We start from the raw sequence: 17,925 nt of genomic DNA, 5'->3' as shown, positions 1-17,925 counted from the left end.
AAAGCCCCTTTAGGGGTAGCCAGTAAAAATATGCGGTTGGCAAACCGTTCGACGTGCGAGTAGCACAGCCAGTAACAGAGCCTTATAGGCGTAGAGCAAACCACCCGTTTTACGGGTGGTCCTGATTGACGGTATTTATCACATTTAAGAGTGGTTTGGAATAATTAGTAGAGAGGGGAAAATATTAGGAAGACATGAAAACTTAAAATTAGTAAATTTTAAGAAAAAATATCATTATAAAGATAAAAATAGTGTCAAATAATATTGGGGAGAATAGTATATAGTATAAAAACAAAAAAAATCAAATTCTTAGGAGGAATGTTAATATGCCTAGTATGCAAGATATGATTGATGAACTAAACGACATTGAATGTCCAAGTTGTCCTCCAGTAGATCAATGCTGTAGTGGCTTTGGAAATTGTGGTAATTTTGGATGTGGCTTTGGAAGCTGGATCTGGATATTATTAATTTTATTCTATGCTGGACAAGGTGGCAATGCAGGATATGGTGGAAATTCAGGATGCTGCTGTAACACAAAGAGTAATTGCTGTTGTGGAAATACTGGAAACTATGGAAATGGTGGTTTATTTGGTGGATTAGGAAATTGTGGTGGAGGATATTTATTCTTACTAGTTATCCTATTCTTATGTAATGGTAACTTCGGATGTGGTAACAATGTAGCATCTTGTGGTAACCTAATATAGTTTAGTAGGAGGGAGGAATAGTTATGTCAAAGAGAAAACACAATAAATGTTGTTGTGAAAAATGTTGTTGTGAACCTTGTTGTTGTGAAACTTGCTGCTGCAATAATGCTGTAGCAAACAATGCAGGATGTTGTGGAAATATATTTGGTGGATTAAATAATTGTGTAGCACCAATTATATTTTTATTAATTGCTTGTGGTTCAGGACTTCTTAATAACAACTGCTCATATTTAATAATCTTATTATTCTTACTATGTGGTGGATCCTATGGTAGCCTATTTGGAGGAAATAATAACATGGGAAACAATTGCTGCTGCGAAAGTAACTGCTGCTGCTAGTTAAGAGGATGGAGGGTCTTACGACCCTCCAAAAAAATGTCTTAATTTATAAACATATATTATTTAATTACATATAATAGAGTAAAGAAATTAATTGGAGGAAGCTGTATGTCCAAGCGCAAGCATAAGAGCAGAAGTGATACTAGGCGTGAAGTTACAAGGGAAAATAGAAACAATGCAAATATGAATAATAATGCAAGTAATAATATGAATAATAGACAAACATATAATAATGGACCATTTGGGATAAATCCTAATCAATTATTAAGCAGTATGTTCGGAAATATAGACATGAATCAAATAAATAGTTTGTTACAATCGATGAATACACAAGGATTTGATTTTAATAATTTAAATCTAGGAAATTTAATGGGGAATATGAATCCTATGGGAACTTCTATGAATCAAAATAGTAATATGAATAAAGATCTTGATCATAGAGATGAAGATGAAAAAGTAGTTAATAGTAGTATTTTTGAAGGAAATATTGATAGAAACGATGAAAATATGAAAATGTTAAGAGCTATTAGAAGTATTGTAAGTGGAGAAAGAGGAGAGTTTATAGATAAGATAATTTTGATGTATAATGATGGAGCTTTTGACGAGTAATATTATTACTAGTAATAGATGAATAAAATTCATAGAAAGGTTAATACTATTACTGTACCGGAGAGTATTCTCCTATAGCTAATGAAGAAAAATCTTCATTGAAGCTAAACCCCCCCATCCCCCTTTTAGGCCGCTTTTATAGCGGCCTTTTATTAATTTTTTATTATAGAGGATATTTTATATTCATCTGGTTCTTCTAAGTTTGATTTTACATATATAGTAAGTTCTTGAGATTTGACATTTGAATCAATAGAATTAACTTTTTCAAATGAAAGTATCCAGTATATTGAGGTTGCCTTTCCTGAATCATCCCATGATATATCATAAAAATAACCTTTTTGAAATGAATAACGATAAGTAGATTTGTCTAAATTCCATAGAATTCCCAGCTCCTCACTTGGAATATATGAAGTGAATATATCTGGGGCATCGTCTAGTTCATAATCAGCTTCAATAAGGTTAATAAGTGTTTGAATATTACCTAAGGATGGAATTGTTTGATTACTAAATGTAATATCTTTTATTGAATTAGAATTTAATATATAGCTATTAGTACCTTTGTCGCCTGTAGTTGAATTAGTTGTAAATATTTTTGGTGTTCTTGAATTATTATAATCTAATATTCCTAGAATATTATTTTGAGAAAAGAGAATTTCCTTAAAAGTATTATCTATCCATTGAAAGATATAAAAAGTTGGTTTATTATTTTTAAAGCCGCTAATAATTAGTTCAGGAATTTTATTTCGATTTAAATCTATGTAGGAAATATTTATGCTACAAGATGAGGTTATATCTAGTAGTGAGTAATCAAATTCATTACTCTTTAATAATATTTCACCAGTAGAGTTTTTTATTTTTATTGAGTAGGTTGAATTAGTTGAAATAATTGTTAATTGATCCTTTTCTCCATCACAATCAAAGTCATATTCCTGGTTATTCTCTAAAAGATTATTAGATAGAGTTTCTGTATTTTTGGAATATGTATTAATTATAGTTATTATACTTATACCTATTAAAAAAAATATAATAATGAAAGCTATAATAGTATTCTTTTTTATCTTTTTAAAATTAAACATAGTATCACCTCAGTTAAGTATATGAAGATACTATATAATAAATACTTCTATAAAATAAAAAAAGCCAGCAGAAAATTCTACTGACAATCTTTACATAGACCATAAAAGAAAAGCTTATTCCATTTAACTTTATAATTTGTATTTTCTTCAACCATTTTATTTAGAGGAGAAAAATCCATATCACATAAATCGTCTACTTTACCACAGTTAATACATTGTATATGACCATGTTCGCTACAATTTCCGTCGTATCTAAAATTACCTTCACCAATATTGATTTCTTGTACAAGGCCAATTTCTACTAAAGTTTTTAAAGTTTTATATACAGTTGCAAGACTCATAGTAGGATAATTTGGTTGTAAAGCTTTATAAATAGTTTCGGCAGAAGGGTGTTCGTTAGTGCTTTTTAGATATTGATAAACAGCTAATCTTTGAGGTGTTAATTTTAGTTTCTTTTCTTTAAAGGTTAGAATTATATCATCCATAAGGTACACCTTCCTATATTTATTTAATAATATTATATTAAAAATTATGATTCTTTGTCAATAACTTTTATTAACTAAGAAAGAAAATTTAACAAAATCTCATTGTAAATTTATACAAAATATGATATTTTATAAGAAGAATGAGAAATAATAATTACATATTATTATGTTAATTGCATAAAATATAATTTGTAATTAGTGTAAATATAAAGGAGGAGAATTTATATGTCAAAATATAAAGTTGGTGATGAATTATTAATAATTAATGATCCAAATGCTGAAAATGAAAAATTAAAATCTTTAACTAAGCTAACACTAGATGGTGATTATGCTCAAATTTCTTGGGGATTAAAAATAGTAAAGGTTGAATATGATAAACCGTATGTTACATTAACATATACAAATGTTGAGGGAGAATTAAATAAAGTCTTTGCTGAATGTAGAGATATTGAAAACTTTGATCAACAAAAAGTTTTAGAAAAAGCTTTATTAAAAGCATTCCAAAATGAAATAATAAAAATATCAGTTGTTAAAAATTCTGCTATTAAAAAATAGAGTATATAGTTTTAAAATATCAATTTCTTCTATGAAGAAATTGATATTTTTTTATCAAAAAAATATAAAAATATTGATTTAATGATAAAATATGTTATATTATAAATAAATAGTATAAAACATTATATAAAATGGAATAAAAGTTTATTTATGTATGAAAATAATGTATAATAAACTTGTGATTTCGTTTACAGATAAAGTGGGGGTATGGGTTATGAGTAAATGTCCATTTTGGTCAAGTAAGAAGGAGAAGATAAGTTGTAGTAATGAATGTCCGATGAGTCCAGCTAAAAATCACAATGAAATTTGCCCTTTTGTTGAACATTTAGTAGGAGATAAAGTTATTTTTAAAGAGATTATTGATGATGATTTTATGTATTCACAAGATACAAGTTTGGAGTATATAATTCCAAGTTATGTAGGATATAAAGATGAGTAAGTATAATAGTCACTGAAGCAAAGCATCAGTGACTATTAAATTTTTTAGTGCTTTTTTTCCATTAAAAGTTCTTGTTTTAATTTCCAAAGTTTTGGTGAAAGATCCACATAATAAGTATGGGGATTTTCAAATCTTAAAATTTCAGGCCACAATTTAGATGTTTCTTGTTTAGAAAACTCCTTAATTTCTAATACTGAAGGTGAAGAATAAACTTGTTCACCTTTTTCGAAAATTTTAACTAATAATTCTTTTGTATAAAAATTATTTATTTTTTTTCTTTTCCATGTATGAATTGGGTGGAAGATTTCAAGCTCGGAATTTTCATCTATTTCTTCATCATTTAGACAAATAACATCAGCTATTGCTGTATCGGTGCTTTTATCAAAAAGTCTATATATTTTTTTGAAACCAGGATTAGTAATTTTTTCACTATTTTCACTAATCTTTATTTTTGGAATTATTGTAGAGTCTTTTTCAACAGCTACAAGTTTATAGACACCTCCAAATACAGGTTCAGATTTTGCAGTTATTAATCTTTCGCCAACACCAAATGCATCAATGCAAGCTCCTTGGGATAAAACATCTCTTATTATATGCTCATCTAAAGAGTTAGAGACAATTATTTTACAATCGTTATAACCGGCTTCATCAAGTATTTTTCTACATTTTTTAGTTAAATATGTTATATCTCCAGAATCAATTCTTATTCCTTGTGGTCTTTTGCCTAGTGGTTTTAAAACTTCATCAAAGACTTTAATAGCATTAGGTAAACCAGATTTAAGTACATTATAAGTATCGATTAATAAAGAACAATTGTCAGGATATGTTTGAGCCCAAGCTTCAAAAGCCTCATATTCAGTATCAAATAGCTGTACCCAACTATGTGCCATTGTACCAACAGCAGGAACATTAAAATATTTGTCTGCAATTGTACAGGCAGTAGAGTCACAACCGCCTATTATAGAAGCTCTTGCACCATATATTGCACCATCATAGCCTTGTGCACGTCTTGAACCAAATTCCATAACAGTTTTACCATTAGCAGCTCTACAAATTCTATTTGCTTTAGTAGCTATTAATGTTTGGTGATTTATAGTTAAAAGTATCATTGTTTCAACAAATTGAGCTTGTACAACAGGACCTCTAACTGTTACTAAAGGTTGATTTGGAAAAACAGGATTTCCCTCAGGAATAGCCCAAACATCACATTCGAACTTAAAGTTTCTTAAGTAATCTAAAAATTCTTTTGAAAAAATGTTTTTTTCTTCTAAGTATTTAATATCGCCTTCAGTAAATGATAAATTATTTAGATATTGAATAAGTTGATCAACTCCGGCCATAATGCAGTATCCGCCACCATCAGGTACTCTTCTGAAGTACATATCAAAGTATGCTATTCTATCTTGTACTTCCTTGTTAAAATATCCATTAGCCATCGTTAATTCATAAAAATCTACAAGCATTGTAAGATTTCTTTCGTTAGTAACGTCAAATCTCATTAAATTTTCCATTTTTATCTCCTTTATTGAAAAATACCTAAAGATATTGTACATCTATATATAAATTATTACAATATAGTTATTTATATTATAATAGAGGTAATAATTAAAGTATATTACATTTAAGGAGTACATATGAAAGTAGCATTAGATAATTACCAAATGAAAGCAATTAATAGTAAAGGTAAAAATACATTAGTAGTAGCGGCTCCAGGAAGTGGGAAAACAACAGTTATAATAAATAGAGTCAATCATCTTATTGAAGAAAGAAAAGTTAAGGTTGGAAATATTATTGTTATAACATTTACTAGAGCAGCTGCTGAGAATATGAAGTCAAGATATAAGAATATTTTTAAAAAAGATATAGCACCTTTTTTTGGAACTTTTCACGGATTATTTTACAAAATTTTACTTAGAGAAGGTTTTGATATAAAAATAATAGATGGTGGTAAAGGTCATGGAATAGTAAAAAGTGTATTAGGAAAGTATTTTGATGATGTAAATGATGATAAAGTTAGAGATGTTTTGAATAACATATCATTGTTTAAAACATCATTAGGAAAATTAGAGGAGTTCGCGCCATCAATATCTATGGAAATTTTTAAGGAATGTTATGAGCAATATGAAAAGCAGAAAGAAAAAGAAAAACTTTGGGACTTTGATGATTTATCTGTAAGGGTATTATATTTATTTAAGAATAATTCTAATATATTAAGTAAATATAGAAATTTATTTAAGTATGTTTTAGTTGATGAGTTTCAAGATTGTGATGAACTACAAATAGCATTTTTAAAAATGATAAATGATGGAAATGAGTTGTTTGCTGTAGGAGATGAAGATCAATGTATATATTCATTTAGAGGCTCTAAGCCTGAATATATGGTAGAGTTTGATAAATCCTTTATTAAAGGAGAAAAAGTATATTTGTCAACTAACTATAGGAGTAAAAAGAATATAATTGATATATCTAAAAAGCTAATTTCTAATAATTTAGGAAGAAATAATAAAGAGATATTATCATTTGAATCTGAAAAAGGAATTATAAAGTTTATGAAACCCTATAATGAATTTTTGCAAGGTGAGGAGATTGTAAATATTATTAAATCCTTTATTGGTGAAGACTATAGTAACAATGCTATATTATATAGAACTAATATGGAAGCTAGAAGTTTGATAGATACTTTTACAAGAAGAAAAATACCTTTTGTTTTATTAGATAAGGGATATAATTTTTTTGAGCATTTTATATGTAAAGATATAATAAACTATTTAATACTATCAGTAGATCCATACAATAGAGAGGCTTTTAATTTTATAATAAATAAGCCATTTAGGTATATTAGTAAAAGTAATTTAAGTTATATAGGGAATTATAAAGAGTATAAGAATGTATTTGATATTCTTATAGACAAAAGTGATACTGCACCATTTCAAGCAAAAAAGTTAGATGATTTAAAGAAGGATATTGCATACCTTAATAAAATTTCATTAGGTAGTGCTGTACAATATATAATCTCTTCTCTAGGATATATTGATTATCTAAGAGAATATGCAAGTAAATTTAATCAGAATTTTAGTGACTTAGAGGATGTGTTAGAGGAATTTAAAGGTGCAATAGAAGGATTTAGAAATATATCAGAATTTTTGACACATGTAGATAATGTTAAGGAGGAAATTGAAAAAAGTAAGGTAGTTCAGGATGGTGTAATTCTTAGTACAATACATGGTGTAAAGGGAATGGAGTTTAAAAATGTATTTATTATTAACTGTGTAGAAGAAACAATTCCTCATAAATCATCAATAGAAGAGAATTTAGAAGAGGAAAGAAGACTATTTTATGTTGCCATTACAAGAGCTATTAAAAATCTTTATGTATTTTCACCTAAAACTATTAGAGGTAAGTTTAGTGATATATCTAGATTTGTTTTAGAGAGTGGATTAGAAGAAGAAAGTAATTCTGCGGATTATGGAATTAAAAAAGGTGATGCTTTATATCACAGACAATATGGTGATGCAAAAGTAAAGGCAATAGATGGAGATAGAATAACATTAGAGTTTAAAGAGGATATAGATAGAAGTTTTTCTTTAAGAGTATTAATGGAGAATAACTTAATAATATTAATTAAGTAATATTAATTAAGTAATATTAATTAATATTCTGCAAAAGGGTAATAATAAGTATATAAAAACTTTTGCAAAAGGTGGATTCATTATGTGTAAGTATAGAAAATATATAAGGTTACTTTTAGTTGTAATTATTACTACTATAAATTTAAATAGTTTTACAGAGTTAACGTTAGCTTGTTCTCCTGAAGAAGGAAAAAAGTTAGAGGTATTTATTGAAAAGAATGATGATTTAATTAGTGCGGAGGAAAAAGAAAATTTAAATCAAATAATTTCAAAGTTAAATAAATATATAGTGTTGTCTCAAGAAGAACGAGAGTATATCCAAGAATGTGAATTGAATGTAATAAGAAAAAAACTAGGAGATGCACAATTTGAGGAGTACAAAAAGCTTATTGAAAAAAGATCATCAGGAGCAGAGTTCCAACAACCTGAAAGATTTAGGTTATATGAACTAGAAAAAATGTTAAGATAAAGTAATAAAAGTGATATACATAAGCAAACTAATTGAATAAAAAGGATGCATAATATATAATTAATCTAAATAGGCTTATATTTTTTAATATAAGCCTGTAAATTTTTTTTAGGAGAAGTTTTTATTTATGAAAGGTTTTAATATAGAAGCAAATCATATTAAAGATGAATTAATAGAAATAAGAAGGACTTTGCATCAATACCCAGAACTAGGCTTCGAAGAAACGAATACATCTAAATTTATAAAAGATTTTTTAAGAAAAGAAGGAATCCAGTTTAAAGAGTTTGCTGGAACTGGTGTATGTGGAATAATAGAAGGTACTAAAGAAGGGGTAAATAATAAGGTAATAGGCCTAAGAGCAGATATTGATGGATTACCAATGCAGGATAAAAAAATTTGTAGTTATGCATCAAAAGTTAGTGGAAAGATGCATGCATGTGGACATGATGGACATACTACAATTTTATTAGGTGCAGCAAAGCTATTAAATAAAAATAAAGATAAATTCAATGGAACTGTAAAGTTGATATTTGAACCAGCAGAGGAGACTACTGGTGGAGCAAAGGTAATGATAGAAGAAGGAGTTTTAACAAATCCTACTGTGGATGTTATGTGTGGATTACATGTTGAAGAAACATTAGATGCTGGAATGATAATGGTTAGAAGAGGGACAGTAAATGCTGCATCTAATCCATTTAATATTACAATAAAGGGTTCTGGAGGGCATGGAGCTTATCCTGATACTGCTATTGATCCCATAGTTATGGCAAGTCATGTTGTTACTTCATTGCAAAGTATAGTTAGTAGGGAGATAAAGCCTGTTAATCCAGCAGTTGTAACAATTGGTAGTATACATGGTGGAACAGCACAAAATATAATACCTAATGAAGTGAAGTTAGGTGGAATCATAAGAACTATGACAAATGAAGATAGAGAATTTGCAAAAGCAAGGTTAAAGGAAATTGTAAATGGGATTTGTACAACTTTTAGAGGAAGTGCAGAAATTGAAATAGAAGAATCATATCCTTGTTTATACAATGATGATAATATGGTAAAAATATTAGAGGATTCTGCAAGAAATATTATAGGTTCTGAAAATGTTAAAGTACAAAAAAATCCTAAGTTAGGAGTAGAAAGTTTTGCTTATTTTGCTAATAAAGTGCCATCAGTATTTTATTTCTTAGGAATTAGGAATGAGGAAAAAGGAATAGTACATCCTGCACATAATAGTTTATTTGACATAGATGAAGATGCATTACCTATTGGAGTAGCAATTCAATGTGAAGTTGCTATGAATTATTTGACAACTTAAAAAAATAATATTAATCTAATATAATGGGAAAATGTCTAAGAAAGATGAATTTACAGCTCTGATTGAATAAAGAAGAGTTGTTTCATAAATGAATCTCTAAATCTTTGATTTAGCAAGATGAATTTACAACTCTGATTGAATAAAGAAGAGTTGTTTCATATACATAATATAGGAGTTGATTTTTTGAAAATTGAAATAGGAACAAATGAGGCAGGTCAAAGACTAGATAAGTTTTTGAGAAAATATTTAAAAGATGTACCTTTAAGTGCTATATTCAAAGCATTAAGAAAAGGTGATATAAGAGTAAATGGGGTAAAGAAAAAAGAAAATTACTCTTTAGAATTAGGGGATGTTATTGAAATAAGATATATCCAAAGTAAGCAAGAGAAGAAAGAAGATTCATTTATAAAAGTAAATTATAGTGGACTTATGGTTACATATGAAGATGATAATATAGTAATTGTTGAAAAATGGCCTGGTGTTTTAGTTCATCCAGATCAAAAGGGAGCTCAAGCTTCACTTACTGACTATGTATTATCATATCTACATGGAAAAGGTGACTATTTACCAGAGAAGGAAAAGACATTTACGCCAGCACCATGTAATAGATTAGATAGAAATACTTCAGGAGTTGTTATATTCGGAAAAAATTTCGAGTCATTAAGAACAATGAATGAGATGATAAGAGAAGGTAAGGTTAAAAAGTATTATAACGCCTTAGTAAAAGGAAAAATAAAAGACGGAATATACAGGGGTTATATTTCAAAAAATGAAAATGAAAATATATCAAAAGTATATGATGAAAAGAAACCTAATACAAAAGAGATTTCTATGGAAGTAAAAACAGTTCAAACTAATGGAGCGTATTCATTACTTGAAATTGATCTTATTACAGGTAGAAGCCATCAAATTAGAGCGCATTTAAGTCACTTAGGAAATCCAATAATAGGTGATTTTAAGTATGGAGATAGAAAGTTAAATTCATTCTTTGATAATAAGTTTGGATTAAATTATCAGTTCCTTTACGCATATAAGCTTATATTTAAGGGCGCAGATGGAAAGCTAGAATATTTAAAAAATAAGACAATAGCAGAATCACTTCCACCAATGTTTAAGAAGATAAAGAAGGATGTATTTAAATTTACTATATAAGAACGTATAAAGGGGAAAGTTATGGAAGAGAAGTCAGTGGGTCGTAGTTTTCTTATCTTATCTTTAGCAGGAATACTTGTTAAAATATTATCAGCAGCATATGTACCGCTATTAAATGCTATTATAGGGCAAGATGGGATTGGAATATATAATGCAAGTTATTCATATTTTGTTTTTATACTAGCTATTACCAGTTTAGGTGCACAACCAGCAGTTGCTAAGGTTGTATCAGAATTAAGAGCTCAAGGGCATCATGAAGATGCTCTAAGAGCTATGAAAGTTGCAAGAACATACTTAGCTATTATTGGAGCTATTATTACCATAGCTTTTATAGCATTAGCTGGAGTTATTGCTGAAGGTACTGAGTGGGCAGAAGCAGCTTTATCATTAAGATTTTTAGCCCCTACAGTATTTTTTAGTTGCATATTAGCAACATATAGAGGTTATATGCAAGGTACGGAAGATATGAAAACATTAGCGATATCTCAAGTACTTGAGCAAATAGTTAATATAGTATTAAGTTTAATATTTGCATATGTATTTGTTCAAATTAGTATTGAATGGGGTAGTGCAGGTGGAACAGTAGGAACTACAATAGGAGCAATTGCTGCCTTAATATTCATATTAATAATGTATGATAAGCTTGACTATGAAGGTAAGGCTGAAATAGAAGATAAATCTGAAAAGCAAATAAGCAACAAAAAAATATTAAAGAAGCTTTTGTTTTATGGTGTACCAATCATAATGGTAGCTGGCTTGCAGAATGCTGGGAGTCTTGTTGATACTATAAACGTTAAAGCAAGATTGCTTGCAGCAGGTTTTTCCAATATAGAATCAACAAGGTTGTATGGTGTTTTAGGATATTATAATACATTATTGAATGTACCTTTTGCATTAGTTACAGCATTAAGTGCTGCAGTATTTCCTAAGATAATACAAGCATATACACAAAAGAATAGAAAAGAATTAAAATCTCAGATGGCCTATAGTTTTAAAATAACTTATTTAATAACTATACCAGCAGCAGTAGGATTATCAATGCTAAGTAAAGATATATATATAATGCTATTTAATACAACGGCTGGGTATCAATTATTAAAATATGGGTCAGTAGTATTGATATTTATGTCCATATCTGCAATTCAAAATATTATATTACAAGGGATTAATAAAGTTTACTTAGTGTTAAGCACAGCTTTGTTAGGGATAGTAATTAAATTTATTATTAATTATTTCTTAGTTTCTATTAAAGATATAAATATATTAGGAGCAATTTTTGCAAGTTTCTTCGCCTTTTTAATTCCTGTTATTATAAATCATAGAAGACTTAGAAGAATTTTTAAAATGAAAATTCCTATATTTAAATTAGCCATTATTCCTGCTATATCTTCAGCATTTATGGCTTTAGGGATTTATATATGCAGAATTCCAATTGATAGAATTATAAATATAATTGGAAGTGGAAGAATTATAATTTGTTTTGTTATATTGATTCTTATGGGAATTGGGGGAATGATATATTTATGTGCTTTAATTTTCCTTGGAGGAATAAATAAAAAAGATTTAGATATGATTTCGCCTAGATTATTTACTTTATTACCAAGATTTTTAAGAAAAAATATGTAAAATAAAATTATTAAAAAGCTCATTATCCATATTGAGATAATGAGCTTTTTTGTTAGAGATATTAGTCTTCGTCTAGTCCAAATCTGCTTAGATATGCAAAAATACCGAATGTTAAAGTTATTATAATTATATTCTTACTTAAAAATAAGCCATCTAACAATCTATTAGTAAATAAATTTAAGATTAAATAAACTAATATTCCTATAAGAGCAAAAATAACTACGTTAAAAAACGATAAATTTAGTTCAATATGTTTCTTTACTTCACGTAAATTTATTATTAATCCTAAGGTAGAAGTAATAAAAATTGTTATAACGTAAGAAAAAATATTTATACTAGGTATTGCAGTAAAGAAATAAAGACATAATATTTCGGTAACAGAAATAATTATAGAATTTCTTAAAATAATACTTTGTCTATTTAAACCATTTAAAATTCCAAACATTGTATTAGAAACAAAGAAAATAGGTGCTGATAAAGAAGAAAGTCTAATATATAAACCTAAATCATCTCTTTGGAAAAACATTTGTCCTAATGAATCAGGAATAAGTTGACAAATGATAGTAGTAGCCATACCTAATAAAAAAGCAATTTTTAAAATAGTCTTAATTCTTTGCGAAGCGCTATAATATTCTCCAGAGCTCATACTTTGTGATAAATCTGGTACAAGTAATGTATTTATTGAATTAACAACTATAAGTGGGAATGTTACTATAGTCAAAGCCATTCCATTAAATCTACCAATAAGATTTAATGCAGAGCTATAATCAATACCAGAAGCCACTAGTTGTCTTGGTACAATTAATGTTGAAATAGTTGCAAATGTATTTCCTAAAAAGCCGTTTAAACATAGAGGTAAATAAATTACTAATACATTGAAAATAAGTTGAGCTCTACTTTCTGGAATTTCGTTACTAGTAGGCATTCTTTTTTTTGTATATTTATAGTAACAGAATAGTAATATTAAACTTTGTAATTCTCCTAAGGCCAAAGATACATAAGCTAGTGTTATTAAAGATGATAATGATTGAGCTTTAAAAACATACACTAATAAAGCAATAGTTATAATTCTCATAGCTTTTTCAGATATATCAATAATTGCAGGAACAGCAATTTTTGAGGTTCCATAAAAGAAACCTTTTAATATATTAGAAAGAGCAATAAATATCATTGCAGGACAGGTAACTTTAATGGCGTTTAATGTTCTTACATCTTTTATACCATATTTACTTATGTATGGAGCTAGAAAAAAAACTAAAATTCCTATGACAATAGACCAAATTATGTTAAAAAAAGTAACTGAACGAATAGTTTTAAATAGATTATTATATTCTCCTTTTGATTGATATATTGCAGATCGTTGGGAGATAGCTGCTATAATACCTGCAGTCATTAAGCAAATAAACAAATTGTATACAGGCATTACTAAACCATAAAGAGCAACTCCTTCAGGTCCAGCTAAATTATTTAGATACATAGAAAAAATGAATCCTAGTATTCCAGTTGTTATATTAGCTGCAGTAAGAAAAAATGAATTTTTAAAAAATATATCCTTCTCCAAAGTTAATTAGCCCCCTTAAGTAAAGTTTGTAAGTCTACTTTTAAAATTAAATTTTTAGTTAAAAGTTTGTAGTGAATTACATTAATACTTATTCGGTAAAATTAGATAATATGATATTAACTAGTTATTATTTAATTATTAAGTAATATTTTGTTAGTGAGAAAATATAAATAAAAATATAAAGGGGGAAGGAGTAATGTGGAGATTTTTTAAGTTTTTAATATTTTCAATAATAATTGTAACTTTATCATTTGGAATTTATAAATTTAGTAATAGGTATGATTTAAATCTTATCTATGAGAATGTAGATTGGTCAATAAATACAAAGGGTTTAGGAGGAGCAGTTTCCTTTGATTTTGATAAAGAAAATAATTTATACATAGCATTTAAAAATACTATTAAAATTATCAATAATGATAATAAAGAGGAGATTTTAGTAAATGATAAAACTTTAAATATATATGATATAGCTTGTTATAATAATAATATTATAATTGCAAGTGATAATAGAGTGCTATTGTATGATGTAAATAAAAAGCAATATACAGAGTTAATTAATGGTTTACCTAATAATGGATTGAATTACAAAACAAATATTATTTTGAATGGAGATTATTTGTATATAAGTATAGGCTCTAATACTAATTCAGGAGTTGTTGATGAGAATAATAAGAATGAGGATAAGGCGTCTTTTGAGTGGGAATCAACTGGAATAGGATATAATAATAATTATGCATTTGTTCCATTTGGGGAAAAAGTTATAGAGGGGCAGAAGATTAAGGAAAGTGTTTTAAGTAATGCAAGTATTTTAAGATATGATTTAAATAATAATGAATTTATAACATATGCCACAGGAATTAGGAATGTTGAAGGATTAGCAATAAATAGTTTAGGAAAACTAATAGCTATAGTTGGAGGTATGGAAGATAGTGGAGTAAGAGCTGTTAAAGATGATGCTGATTATATATATGATATAAAAGAAAAGGCTTGGTATGGATGGCCAGATTTTAGTGGAGGCGATCCTATTACTTCTCCAAGATTTTCAGATGGAACTAATAAGCTTTCTTTTGTTATAGCTAACCATCCAACTGAAGTTACTTTAGGTCCTAGATATCAGCATGATAAAGTAACTGCCTTGAAGGGATTAGCTATCGATTATGAAGGGAAATGCTTTCCTAAAGATACAGTAATATTTGCAGATAATGTAGATAACTATATATATGTTTTAACTGAAAATGGTACATCTAAAGCAATAGTGGAATTAGATAAAGATAGTTATATAGAGAAAATAAAGTACAACGATGCAAATATATATATACTAGATAGTAAGGGTGGTTGTTTATATAAGATAGGTGGACAAATAAATACAGCTATATTTAATTTGCCAAATGTAATTTGGATATTTATCACAGTTTTTGTGATGGCAATAATAATAGCTCTAATGTACAAGAATAAAATGAAAAAAAAGTAAATAATGATATTAAAAAAATATTTTGAAATTTATTTTCAAAATATTTTTTTGCATTAATATAACTAAATGAGTTAATATACATTGGTAAGAGTAAATACTACAAAAGCTGAATACATAATAAAAAATATGATTTAATTTAAAATAAGTTACATAATTATATAAATATAATAGTAAAATTTATAAAGAATTAAAATTTTTTATTTTAGGGAGTGGTATTTATGGGAAAAACAATTATATTAAACTTAAGCGATATAAAATTAACTGGAGACATATTAGATGTTGGGGAAAGCTATGGAGTAATATACAATATTTCAAAAGATGCCATAGATGAAGTTTCGGTAGATTTGTTAGAAGGTTCAATTGATGAAAAAACTACTCATGGAGAATATGACACTTGTACAGTGTTTTTTTATTTAAGTAGCATATGGAGAGAGTCTAGTAAAGTTAATTTAATTAGAGAAGCTAGTAAGTTAGTTAAGGTTGGAGGGGAAATATATATATGGGACATAAATAAAGAAATTGGAGAAGTATCAAATAATAAAGTTATGGCAGTATTACCATCAGGTAAAACAAAAGAGTTTGAGTTTAAAAATTTAAACCCAATCTCTAAATCAAATATAGATGATACAAAAAGAATGTTGAGTGATATATACGATATAAAAGAAGAAAAAGTTTGGGAAGATATTTTTTTTGTAAAAGGTGAAAAAATAAAATAAATAAACGAAGGGAAGAAAAATATGAAGGTATTATTAACAGCTATAAATTCAAAATTTGTTCATAGTAATTTAGCAGTTAGGTATTTAAAGGCATTTACGGAGGATATGAATTACGAATGTCAAATAAGAGAATTTTCAATAAATGATAGAGATGAAAAAATATTAGAAGAGATAATTAAAGAAAAGGCAGATGTAGTAGCATTTTCAACATATATTTGGAATATAGAAGTAGTTAAAAGATTATCGAATTTAATAAAGTTAATAGATGAGAATATAAAAATTGTTTATGGAGGTCCTGAGGTATCCTATGATAGTTTAAATATATTAAAAGAACTTTCGGGGGATTATGTAATTCAAGGTGAGGGAGAAAAAACTTATAGAGAATTTGTGGAATATTTACTAGGTGATAGAAGTATAACAGATATAAGAGGGTTGTATTTCAAAGAAAATGATAAAGTTATTAGCAATGGTAATAGACCCCTTATGAATATGGATGAAATAGTATTTCCATATAAGGAAGATGAAAATCTAGATAACAAAATAGTTTATTATGAAGCTTCTAGAGGATGTCCTTTTAATTGTAAATATTGTCTTTCTTCTACTACACATGGTGTAAGGTTTTTAAATATAGAAAGAGTTAAAAAGGAACTACAATATTTTATAGATAAAAAAGTTAGGTTAGTTAAGTTTGTTGATAGAACATTTAATTGCAATTTTAAATTCTCTATGGCTATATGGGAATTTTTAATTAATGCAGATACTAATACACAATTCCACTTTGAGATATCTGCAGATATATTAAAACCACAAGAGCTGGAATTATTAAGAAAGGCTCCTAAAGATAGATTTCAATTTGAGGTGGGGGTACAAACAACTAATGATGAGGTGTTAAATAAGATAAACAGATTTGTTAACTTTAGCGATATAAAAGAAAAGGTAGTTGAACTACTGGAGATCAAAAATATTAAACAGCATTTAGACTTAATAGCAGGGTTACCAGGAGAAGATATAATATCATTTAAAAAATCATTTAATGATGTTTATAGTATAGGGCCAGAGGAAATTCAATTAGGATTTTTAAAATTACTTAGAGGGTCTTCTATGAGAGAAGAGGCTGAAGAATATGGAATGAAGTATTCACCATATCCTCCATATGAAATATTACAAACTAATGATATAACCTATGATGAACTTTTAATATTAAAAAAAGTAGAAAGTATGGTTGATAAGTATTATAACTCTCAAAAATTCAATAATATAATAAAATTTTTAATAAATAGTTTTGAAACACCCTATGATTTTTATCTAGAGTTAGGAAATTATTTTGATAAAAAGGGATACTTTGATAGAAATATAGGAAATAGTGAGTATTATAGAGTATTTTTAGATTTTAATATGGATATAACAAAGTTAGATAGTGAAATATTAAGAGACATAATAAAATATGATTATTTACTATTTAATAAAAGGAGGGGAATGCCTGAGTTTTTAGGAAAAGGATTAGAAAAGAATGTTGAAAATGAAATTAAAGACCTTCTTAGAGAAGAATATTCTTTTAAAGATTATTATATTGAAAGTTTTAGTATAGATATAGATGAATTTATAAAAAATAACATTATAAAGAAGGGAAAAGTATATTTCTTATGCTCATATGAAGGTGAAATGGTTGATATAACTAGAAAAGTAAAGAAAAATTAATATTATAAAAAATAATATTAAAAAACAAATGAAGTTTTTAGTAAATAGATAATTATTTTAATATTGAAATGTTGTTTAGGAAATG

The 17,925-nt window shown here is 27.3% G+C and carries 17 protein-coding genes; 13 read left to right on the top strand and 4 right to left on the bottom strand.

All coding sequences use genetic code 11. The features are described from left to right. Positions 1-326 precede the first annotated feature (326 nt). The 3 genes from EJJ37_RS16155 to EJJ37_RS16145 all read left to right on the top strand — a co-directional run bounded on the left by EJJ37_RS16155 (position 327) and on the right by EJJ37_RS16145 (position 1,651). Positions 327-704 (top strand): hypothetical protein, encoded by a 378-nt coding sequence (locus EJJ37_RS16155; RefSeq protein WP_243124908.1) that lies wholly within the window; start codon positions 327-329, stop codon positions 702-704. A 23-nt stretch (positions 705-727) separates the two neighbouring features. Next, entirely contained in the window at positions 728-1,042 is a 315-nt protein-coding gene (locus EJJ37_RS16150; protein WP_133016518.1) for a hypothetical protein, read from the top strand. 108 nt (positions 1,043-1,150) lie between these two features. Then, positions 1,151-1,651 carry a hypothetical protein gene (locus tag EJJ37_RS16145; protein WP_133016517.1) on the top strand — a complete coding sequence of 167 codons (501 nt, stop codon included), beginning with the start codon at positions 1,151-1,153 and terminating at the stop codon, positions 1,649-1,651. A 152-nt stretch (positions 1,652-1,803) separates the two neighbouring features. Here the strand turns inward: EJJ37_RS16145 and EJJ37_RS16140 are convergent, their stop codons facing one another. Both EJJ37_RS16140 and perR read right to left on the bottom strand, forming a co-directional pair. After that, positions 1,804-2,727, bottom strand: coding sequence for a hypothetical protein (locus EJJ37_RS16140; protein ID WP_133016516.1), 924 nt, complete (start codon positions 2,725-2,727; stop codon positions 1,804-1,806). A gap of 77 nt (positions 2,728-2,804) precedes the next feature. Then, entirely contained in the window at positions 2,805-3,212 is a 408-nt protein-coding gene (gene perR, locus EJJ37_RS16135) for a transcriptional regulator PerR (RefSeq protein WP_133016515.1), read from the bottom strand. Positions 3,213-3,437: 225 nt separating this feature from the next. Between perR and EJJ37_RS16130 the strand changes: the two genes are divergently transcribed. Beyond that, positions 3,438-3,767, top strand: coding sequence for a hypothetical protein (locus EJJ37_RS16130; RefSeq protein ID WP_133016514.1), 330 nt, complete (start codon positions 3,438-3,440; stop codon positions 3,765-3,767). Positions 3,768-3,981: 214 nt separating this feature from the next. Next, entirely contained in the window at positions 3,982-4,206 is a 225-nt protein-coding gene (locus EJJ37_RS16125) for a hypothetical protein (protein WP_133016513.1), read from the top strand. A gap of 44 nt (positions 4,207-4,250) precedes the next feature. Here EJJ37_RS16125 and EJJ37_RS16120 read toward each other — a convergent pair whose 3' ends face one another. Further along, on the bottom strand, positions 4,251-5,717 hold the full coding sequence (locus tag EJJ37_RS16120) for a nicotinate phosphoribosyltransferase (RefSeq protein WP_133016512.1): 1,467 nt from the start codon (positions 5,715-5,717) through the stop codon (positions 4,251-4,253). Positions 5,718-5,840: 123 nt separating this feature from the next. Between EJJ37_RS16120 and EJJ37_RS16115 the strand changes: the two genes are divergently transcribed. The 5 genes from EJJ37_RS16115 (at position 5,841) to EJJ37_RS16095 (ending at position 12,394) form a co-directional block, all read left to right on the top strand. Further along, positions 5,841-7,835 carry an ATP-dependent helicase gene (locus EJJ37_RS16115; protein WP_133016511.1) on the top strand — a complete coding sequence of 665 codons (1,995 nt, stop codon included), beginning with the start codon at positions 5,841-5,843 and terminating at the stop codon, positions 7,833-7,835. An 82-nt stretch (positions 7,836-7,917) separates the two neighbouring features. Then, a complete protein-coding gene (locus tag EJJ37_RS16110; protein WP_133016510.1) occupies positions 7,918-8,304 on the top strand; it encodes a hypothetical protein in 387 nt (128 codons plus the stop codon). Positions 8,305-8,431: 127 nt separating this feature from the next. Beyond that, positions 8,432-9,616 carry a M20 metallopeptidase family protein gene (locus tag EJJ37_RS16105; protein WP_133016509.1) on the top strand — a complete coding sequence of 395 codons (1,185 nt, stop codon included), beginning with the start codon at positions 8,432-8,434 and terminating at the stop codon, positions 9,614-9,616. A gap of 183 nt (positions 9,617-9,799) precedes the next feature. Beyond that, the gene (locus tag EJJ37_RS16100; RefSeq protein WP_133016508.1) at positions 9,800-10,768 is read left to right on the top strand and encodes an RluA family pseudouridine synthase; all 969 of its coding nucleotides are present in this window, start codon (positions 9,800-9,802) and stop codon (positions 10,766-10,768) included. A 21-nt stretch (positions 10,769-10,789) separates the two neighbouring features. Beyond that, positions 10,790-12,394, top strand: coding sequence for a putative polysaccharide biosynthesis protein (locus EJJ37_RS16095; RefSeq protein ID WP_133016507.1), 1,605 nt, complete (start codon positions 10,790-10,792; stop codon positions 12,392-12,394). Between the two features lie 61 nt (positions 12,395-12,455). On the opposite strand, the gene spoVB is transcribed toward EJJ37_RS16095, so the two are convergent. Next, complete coding sequence (spoVB, locus tag EJJ37_RS16090; protein ID WP_133016506.1) at positions 12,456-13,955, bottom strand: stage V sporulation protein B; 1,500 nt, start codon at positions 13,953-13,955, stop codon at positions 12,456-12,458. Between the two features lie 196 nt (positions 13,956-14,151). On the opposite strand from spoVB, the gene EJJ37_RS16085 reads away from it, so the two are divergent. The 3 genes from EJJ37_RS16085 (at position 14,152) to EJJ37_RS16075 (ending at position 17,840) form a co-directional block, all read left to right on the top strand. After that, a complete protein-coding gene (locus EJJ37_RS16085) occupies positions 14,152-15,426 on the top strand; it encodes a PQQ-dependent sugar dehydrogenase (RefSeq protein WP_133016505.1) in 1,275 nt (424 codons plus the stop codon). A gap of 218 nt (positions 15,427-15,644) precedes the next feature. Beyond that, positions 15,645-16,142, top strand: a complete 498-nt coding sequence (locus EJJ37_RS16080) for a hypothetical protein (RefSeq protein ID WP_133016504.1) — start codon at positions 15,645-15,647, stop codon at positions 16,140-16,142. 21 nt (positions 16,143-16,163) lie between these two features. Beyond that, a complete protein-coding gene (locus EJJ37_RS16075; RefSeq protein ID WP_133016503.1) occupies positions 16,164-17,840 on the top strand; it encodes a B12-binding domain-containing radical SAM protein in 1,677 nt (558 codons plus the stop codon). Positions 17,841-17,925 lie beyond the last annotated feature (85 nt).

The sequence above is a fragment of the Clostridium cuniculi genome (assembly GCF_004353185.1).
Taxonomy (GTDB): Bacteria; Bacillota; Clostridia; order Clostridiales; family Clostridiaceae; genus Clostridium; species Clostridium cuniculi.
Note: the sequence above shows the minus strand (reverse complement) of the source record. Positions and strands in the feature narration are given on the sequence as shown.